Here is a 7,138-nt window from a genome sequence, read left to right as displayed (position 1 = left end):
CGCCCGCGGGATGCCGCGGAACCGGGGCGAAATCGGCCGAACGGGAGTTGCACCAGATGCAAGAACTCCCGTGAGTTAAGCGCCGATAATCGGCATTATGTAAAGTATTCGCGATCAGGAGCTCCCCTCCGGCGACTTCGGGCCTCTCTGTACCACCCCCGCCCGACCTGCTCATCGCCGCTCACCCCGGCCACCATCGGCTGACGCCCGGTCGCGCGCCGATCGGTGGGCCGCAACGGTGCGGGCGCACTCCCGTCCTCGCGCCCCGGCCGCGCCACCCCCGGGCACCTTCGCGTGCCCTGGGCGCCACGGTCCCGCCCGGCCCTCAGCAGCTCCTCGGCCAGGACCATCGACCACCGGTGGAAGGTTGAAACTTTGTCGTCAAGAATCCTTCAACTCTCAAGGTGCACCTCAACCTTCGACGGACCCGGATGGCGGCCCGTCGGCGCCGCACTAGACTGCCAGCATGCACACGTCGGCCCCCGCCACCGCCCTCCCCGAGCAGCGCACCGCCGGCTCCGGCCCGTGGGCCGCGGCGCTGACCGTGGACGTGCTGCTGGTCCTGCTCTTCGCGGGGCTGGGCCGCAAGACGCACGCCCTGGACGCCGCCGGCATCCTGAGCACGGCGTGGCCGTTCCTGGCCGGGCTCCTGCTGGGCTGGCTCGTGTGGCGGGTGCACCGGAACCCGTTCGCGGTCTGGCCCCGGGGCGTCGCGCTGTGGGTGACGACTGTGGCCGTGGGCATGGGCCTGCGCCTGACCGTCGGCGAGGGCACGGCGCCGAGCTTCGTCCTCGTCACGCTCGCGGTGCTCGGCGCCTTCCTGCTGGGCCCCCGGGCCCTGGTCCTCGCGCTGCGCGCGGCCCGTTCCCGCCGTCCGGGCTGATCCTCCCGTCCCGCCGGTCCCGCCGGCCCCGTTCCCGAGAAAGGTGCTCCATGCTCACCGCCATCGTCCTCATCAAAACCTCCGCCGACCGGATCCCCGAGGTCGCCGAGCAGATCTCCGACATCCCCGGCATCAGCGAGGTGTACTCCGTGACGGGTGACTGGGACCTGATCGCGATGGTGCGCGTGCACCGGCACGAGGACCTCGCGGACGTGATCGCGGACCGCCTCTCCAAGGTCGACGGCGTCGTGGGGACGAACACCAACATCGCCTTCCGGACCTACAGCAAGCACGACCTGGAGGCCGCCTTCTCCCTCGGCATCGACTGACCGGGCCGGTGCCCGTGCCGCGCACGGGCGGCAGGAGGCCGGTGAGGTGCGCCCTCACCGGCCTCCGTCGTCGCCGGCCTTCCGCCGGCACGGCGTCTCAGCGAGCGGTGTGGGCGATCCAGCGGTCCAGGACGGCCCGGGCGGCGCCGCTGTCCACGGCCTCCTCGGCGCGCCGGACCGCCGCGGCCATCCGGTCCTGGAAGGGACCCTCCGCGGTGGGGTCGAAGGCGACGAGCCCGGCGGCGGAGTTGAGCAGCACGGCGTTGCGCACGTGGCCCTTCTCCCCCGCCAGGACCCGCTCGACGACACCCGCGTTGTACCGGGCGTCCTGGCCCCGCAGGTCCTCGATGGTGGCCCGCGGCATGCCGAGGTCGAGCGGCTCGAGGTCGTGCCGCTCGACCCGCCCGTCGCGCACCTCCCACACCTGGGAGGGTGCCGTCACGGTGAGCTCGTCGAGGCCGTCGGCGCCCCGGAAGACGAGGGCACGGTCGCCGCGGGCCGCGAAGACGCCCGCGATCAGCGGCGCCAGTGCGGGATCGGCCACGCCGACGGCCGAGGCCTCGACCCGCGCCGGGTTGGTGATGGGTCCGAGGAAGTTGAAGGCGGTGGCCACGCGCAGCTGCGCCCGGGCCGCCGCCGCGAAGCGCATCGACGGGTGGAAGGTCTGGGCGAAGAGGAACGTGATGCCCACGTGCCGGGCAGCGGACTCCACCATCTCGACCGGCAGGTCCAGGCGGACCCCGAGCGCCTCCAGGACGTCCGCGGAGCCCGACTTCGACGACGACGCGCGGTTGCCGTGCTTGACGACCTTCACCCCGGCGCCCGCGCACACGAGGGCCGACATCGTCGAGATGTTGACGCTGGAGAGCCGGTCGCCGCCCGTCCCGACGATGTCCAGGGCCGGGCCGGGGATGTCGACCGGCCGCGCGTTGCCCACCATGGCGTCGGACAGCCCGGTCAGCTCCTCGACCGTCTCCCCCTTCGCCCGCAGGGCCACCAGGAAACCGGCGATGACCACGTCGGACACCTCGCCCGACATGATCGTGTCCATGGCCCAGTAGGCCTGGTCACGGGTCAGGTCGGTCCCGGAGATCAGCGCCGTGATCAGGTCCGGCCACTCGAAGTTCGGTGCGGGCGTCGGTGTCGTCGTGTTCACGCTCCTGATCGTATCGTCCGCCGCCGGACCGGCCGGAACGGCTTCCCGGCCGCCGCGACAGCCCCTGCCGAGGTCTTGTGACAGGGATCACAGCAGGCCCGCCGGGGCGTCCACTTCCGCGCCGGCGCGGGCTCCGGGGCGCGCGGACAGCGCACCACCTCGTCGCGGCGGACTTCGGGCATCCGGACACGCGAACCGCCCGACCCCCCTCCTGGTTGGTCCACCGGGAGTTTTGGCGACATAATGTCTCTGTGACGACTGCAACCCATACCCCAGCCAAGCCGGTAGGCGGGTCGATCAATCGGCCCAACCTGACCTCAGTGGGCACCATCGTGTGGCTCTCCTCCGAAGTCATGTTCTTCGCCGGCCTCTTTGCCATGTACTTCACCCTGCGCTCCACCGCCCCGGAGCTCTGGGCCGAGGAGTCCGCCAAGCTGAACATCCCACTGGCCCTGGCCAACACCATCGTCCTGGTGCTGAGCTCGGTGACCTGCCAGTTCGGCGTCTTCGCGGCCGAGCGGCTCCAGCCCCGCCGGGCCGGCGGCGTCCTCGACCTCCGCCGGTGGGGAATGATCGAGTGGTTCGCCCTGACCTTCATCATGGGCGCGATCTTCGTGGCGGTGCAGTCCTTCGAGTACGCCGAGCTGGTCGCCCACGGCATCAGCATTCCGGCCAACTCCTACGGCTCCGCCTTCTACATCACCACGGGCTTCCACGCGCTGCACGTGACCGGCGGTCTCATCGCGTTCCTGTTCATCATGGGCCGTGCCTTCATCGCCAAGCGCTTCGGCCACTTCGAGGCGACCTCGGCGATCGTCGTGTCCTACTACTGGCACTTCGTGGACGTCGTCTGGATCGTGCTGTTCCTCGTGGTCTACTTCCTCAAGTAGGCCGCGCCGTCCCGGGGACGCACCAAGCAAACCAACACCGAATTGAAGGAACGTTTGACGTGAAGGCACTTTCGCAGCAGCGGCGCCACCCGCTCGCAGTCCTCGTACTGATGGTCCTGGCCCTGCTCCTCAGCGGTGGGCTCTACGCAGTCGCCACCACCACCAACGAGGCCAAGGCCCAGACCGAGTCCTACACGGCGCAGGACATCGAGGAGGGCGAGAAGCTGTTCGTCGCGAACTGCTCGACCTGCCACGGTCTCGACGGCGCCGGGACCCCGTCCGGTCCGTCGCTCGTCGGCGTCGGTGCCGCCGCCGTCGACTTCCAGGTCGGCACCGGCCGCATGCCCATGCAGGCCAACGGTCCCCAGGCACAGAAGAAGGCGGTCCAGTTCAACGACGAGCAGGTCCGCCAGTTCGCCGCCTACGTGGCGACCTTCGGCCCCGGCCCCGGCGTCCCCGAAGAGCAGTACCTGGACGTCACCCAGGGCAACGCCGCCAACGGTGCGAAGGTCTTCCTCGCGAACTGCGCCATGTGCCACAACGCCGCCGGTGCCGGTGGCGCGCTGACCCGCGGCAAGTACGCCCCCTCCGTGATGGACGTCGAGGAGAAGCACATCTACGAGGCCATGCAGACCGGCCCGCAGAACATGCCGGTGTTCAACGACGCGAACATCACCCCCGAGGAGAAGCGCGACGTCATCACCTATCTGAAGACCCTCGAGGACAACCCGAACCCCGGTGGATTCGGCCTCGGTGCCCTCGGCCCGGTCTCGGAGGGACTGTTCGTCTGGACCATCGGACTCGCCGTCATCATCGGGTTCACCGTCTGGCTCACCTCGCGTTCCGCCTGACGCCGCGCACCGGCAGCGGATGTCGGACCCCGAAGCTACGATCAACTGCACCAAGAGAAGAATGAGGGACCACATGGGAAGCCACAGTGACGGCACTCCCCACCAGTCGGGAACCGTTGCCACCACGGGCACCACGGCAATGGAGCGTTTCCCCGACCCCGGACTGCCCCCGCACAGCCCGCGCCTGACGGACGTCGACTCCTCCGCCGCCAAGCGCGCCGAACGGCAGGTCGTCCTGCTGTTCGTGCTCTCGATCGTCGGATCGGTCCTGTTCTTCGTCGGATACTTCGGCATCCGCGTCGACGGCCCCATCTACGACGTCACGAACACCGAGCCCACGCGCGCCCTCCAGCTGCAGAACCTGCTGCTCGGCCTGGGCGTCGCCCTGGGCATGTTCGGCATCGGCCTCGGCATCGTGCACTGGGCCCGCACCCTCATGCCGGACCACGAGCTGGTCGAGAACCGCCACGCGGTCCGGACGGAGGAGCAGCGCGCCGAGGCGCAGAGCATCCTCACCACGATCTACGACGAGTCCGGGATCAAGCGCCGGCCCCTGCTGCGCAACACCCTCATCGGTGCGGCGGTGCTCGCTCCCCTGCCGTTCGTCGGCCTCCTGCGGGACCTCGGCCCGACGAACCTGGACGTCCTCAAGGAGACCCTCTGGGACGAAGGGATCCGTCTGGTGCGCGATCCCTCCGGTACTCCCATCAAGGCCTCTGACGTCACGCTGGGCTCCACGTTCCACGTGGTCCCCGAGAACCTGAACACCATCGGGCACAACGAGGGCTACCTCGACGAGAAGGCCAAGGCCGTAGTCCTGCTCATGCGCCTGGCCCCGGAGACGGTCAACGTGTCCCCGGAGAAGGCCGACTGGAACGTCGACGGCATCTTCGCCTACTCGAAGGTCTGCACGCACGTCGGCTGCCCGGTCGCGCTCTACGAGCAGCAGACGCACCACCTGCTGTGCCCGTGCCACCAGTCCACGTTCGACCTCGCCAACGAGTGCGAGGTCATCTTCGGGCCGGCCGCCCGGCCCCTTCCCCAGCTGCCGATCACTGTGGACGACGAGGGCTACCTCGTGGCACGCAGCGATTTCCAGGAGCCGGTCGGTCCGACCTACTCCCAGCGCGGTACCCATGTCGAAGAGATGCAGGGTGAGGCGAACTGATGTCCACGTCCACTGATTACGAGTACAAGCCCCAGACGGGCACCGGCCGGATCGCGAACTTCGTCGACACCCGTGTCGGCATGTCGCCGATCGTCAAGGAGTTCGGCCGGAAGATCTTCCCGGACCACTGGTCCTTCATGTTCGGCGAGGTGGCCCTGTACACCTTCGTCATCCTGCTGCTCTCCGGCACGTTCCTCGCGCTGTGGTTCGAGCCGTCGATGGCGGCCCTGGAGTACGAGGGTTCCTACGTCCCCATGCAGGGCGTGGAGATGTCCGCGGCCTACGCGTCCTCCCTCGACATCTCGTTCGACATCCGCGGCGGTCTCTTCCTGCGCCAGATCCACCACTGGTCCGCGCTGGTCTTCGCCGCCGCCGTGTCCGTGCACATGCTGCGCGTGTTCTTCACGGGCGCCTTCCGCCGCCCGCGCGAGCTCAACTGGCTCGTCGGCGTCGCGCTCTTCCTGCTCGCGATCGTCGCCGGCTTCACCGGCTACTCGCTCCCCGACGACGTGCTCTCCGGCAACGGTCTGCGCATCGCCGACGCGATCCTCAAGGCCCTCCCGATCGTGGGCGCCTACCTGTCGATGTTCCTGTTCGGCGGCGAGTTCCCCGGGCACGACATCATCGCGCGCCTCTACATCCTGCACGTGCTCGTGATCCCCGCCATCATCCTGATGCTGATCGTGGTGCACCTCTTCATGGTCGTGGTCCACAAGCACACCCAGTTCCCCGGCCCGGGTCGCACCGAGAACAACGTCGTCGGCTTCCCCGTGGGCCCGATCTACGCGGCGAAGGCCGGCGGGTTCTTCTTCATCGTGTTCGGGATCATGGCCCTGATGGCGGGCACCACCACCATCAACGCGATCTGGAACTACGGTCCGTACGATCCCTCCCCGGTCCAGGCCGGCTCCCAGCCCGACTGGTACATGGGCTTCACCGACGGTGCCGTGCGCCTCATGCCCGGCACCTGGCCGTTCAACTGGGAGTGGACGTTCTGGGGCATGTCGATCCCGATGAACGTGCTGCTGCCGATGGCGCCCCTCGCGGTGCTCTTCGGGCTCATGGCCGCATGGCCGTGGATCGAGCGCTGGGTCACGAAGGACGACCGGGAGCACCACATCCTCGACCGTCCCCGGAACGCCCCGTTCCGGACCGCCATGGGCGCGGCCGGCGTGACGTTCTACACGATCATGCTCGTCGCTGCCAGCGGTGACCTCATCGCCACGCACTTCAACCTGGCGGTCAACGACGTCCTGTACTGGCTGCGTGCCCTGTACTTCCTGGGTCCGATCCTCGCCTTCATGATCACCCGCCGGATCTGCCTGGCGCTGCAGCGCAAGGACCGGGAGATCGTCCTCCACGGCCGGGAGACCGGCCGGGTCCAGCAGCTCCCCCACGGTGAGTTCATCGAGGTGCACGAGCCGCTCGACGAGTACAAGCGCTACCGGCTGGTCAACATGCCCGACTACCAGGTCGAGCCGGCGCAGCCGAACGCGAAGGGCAAGATCACGCGCACCGAGAAGACGCGGGAGCGGATCAGCCGGTTCTTCTTCGAGGACCGTGTCGCCCCCGTCACCCCCGCCGAGCTCGAGGCGGCGCACCACCACCACGAGGCCGACGCCCTCACGACGGGCTCCCAGGAGCGGGAGCTCGTGCGCTGATCGACGGACACACCTGACAGGGCCCCGAGAGGATCACTCCTCTCGGGGCCCTGTCGCGTCGGAACAGACCCGCGAGGACACCGCTCGCGGCGGTGGTACCCCTGCACCGACCTCGTGCCTCTCAGTAAGTGTTGGGAAAGGGGTCACCCTACGGTTTTCGCTTGCCATGGTCGTCGTCCTGGTGGTGGAGCCAGGCGGCG

7 protein-coding genes are annotated in these 7,138 nt (G+C 68.9%); 6 read left to right on the top strand and 1 reads right to left on the bottom strand.

The window, feature by feature from the left end; genetic code table 11:
- The first annotated feature begins 466 nt into the window (after nt 1-466).
- Both Q0817_RS19670 and Q0817_RS19665 read left to right on the top strand, forming a co-directional pair.
- Complete coding sequence (locus Q0817_RS19670) at nt 467-883, top strand: DUF3054 domain-containing protein (RefSeq protein WP_298592077.1); 417 nt, start codon at nt 467-469, stop codon at nt 881-883.
- 50 nt (nt 884-933) lie between these two features.
- Nucleotides 934-1,212, top strand: coding sequence for an Lrp/AsnC family transcriptional regulator (locus tag Q0817_RS19665; protein WP_298592074.1), 279 nt, complete (start codon nt 934-936; stop codon nt 1,210-1,212).
- Nucleotides 1,213-1,309: 97 nt separating this feature from the next.
- Here Q0817_RS19665 and trpD read toward each other — a convergent pair whose 3' ends face one another.
- Nucleotides 1,310-2,368: an anthranilate phosphoribosyltransferase gene (trpD, locus tag Q0817_RS19660; RefSeq protein ID WP_298592071.1), complete on the bottom strand. Its 1,059-nt coding sequence runs from the start codon at nt 2,366-2,368 to the stop codon at nt 1,310-1,312.
- A gap of 251 nt (nt 2,369-2,619) precedes the next feature.
- On the opposite strand from trpD, the gene Q0817_RS19655 reads away from it, so the two are divergent.
- The 4 genes from Q0817_RS19655 (at nt 2,620) to Q0817_RS19640 (ending at nt 6,938) form a co-directional block, all read left to right on the top strand.
- Nucleotides 2,620-3,258 (top strand): heme-copper oxidase subunit III, encoded by a 639-nt coding sequence (locus Q0817_RS19655; protein WP_298592068.1) that lies wholly within the window; start codon nt 2,620-2,622, stop codon nt 3,256-3,258.
- 59 nt (nt 3,259-3,317) lie between these two features.
- Complete coding sequence (locus tag Q0817_RS19650; RefSeq protein WP_298592065.1) at nt 3,318-4,109, top strand: c-type cytochrome; 792 nt, start codon at nt 3,318-3,320, stop codon at nt 4,107-4,109.
- A gap of 73 nt (nt 4,110-4,182) precedes the next feature.
- Nucleotides 4,183-5,277: a ubiquinol-cytochrome c reductase iron-sulfur subunit gene (locus Q0817_RS19645; RefSeq protein ID WP_298592062.1), complete on the top strand. Its 1,095-nt coding sequence runs from the start codon at nt 4,183-4,185 to the stop codon at nt 5,275-5,277.
- Nucleotides 5,277-6,938 (top strand): ubiquinol-cytochrome c reductase cytochrome b subunit, encoded by a 1,662-nt coding sequence (locus tag Q0817_RS19640; protein WP_298592060.1) that lies wholly within the window; start codon nt 5,277-5,279, stop codon nt 6,936-6,938. The genes Q0817_RS19645 and Q0817_RS19640 overlap by 1 nt, the downstream gene beginning before the upstream one ends.
- Nucleotides 6,939-7,138: the final 200 nt, after the last annotated feature.

It is taken from the genome of uncultured Kocuria sp. (assembly GCF_947500125.1).
Taxonomy (GTDB): domain Bacteria; phylum Actinomycetota; class Actinomycetes; order Actinomycetales; family Micrococcaceae; genus Kocuria.
Note: the sequence above shows the minus strand (reverse complement) of the source record. Positions and strands in the feature narration are given on the sequence as shown.

Coding starts and splice junctions, on each gene's coding strand:
- Q0817_RS19670 (WP_298592077.1), top strand. CDS start 467: ATGCACACGTCGGCCCCCGCCACCGCCCTCCCCGAGCAGCGCACCGCC.
- Q0817_RS19640 (WP_298592060.1), top strand. CDS start 5,277: ATGTCCACGTCCACTGATTACGAGTACAAGCCCCAGACGGGCACCGGC.
- Q0817_RS19645 (WP_298592062.1), top strand. CDS start 4,183: ATGGGAAGCCACAGTGACGGCACTCCCCACCAGTCGGGAACCGTTGCC.
- Q0817_RS19665 (WP_298592074.1), top strand. CDS start 934: ATGCTCACCGCCATCGTCCTCATCAAAACCTCCGCCGACCGGATCCCC.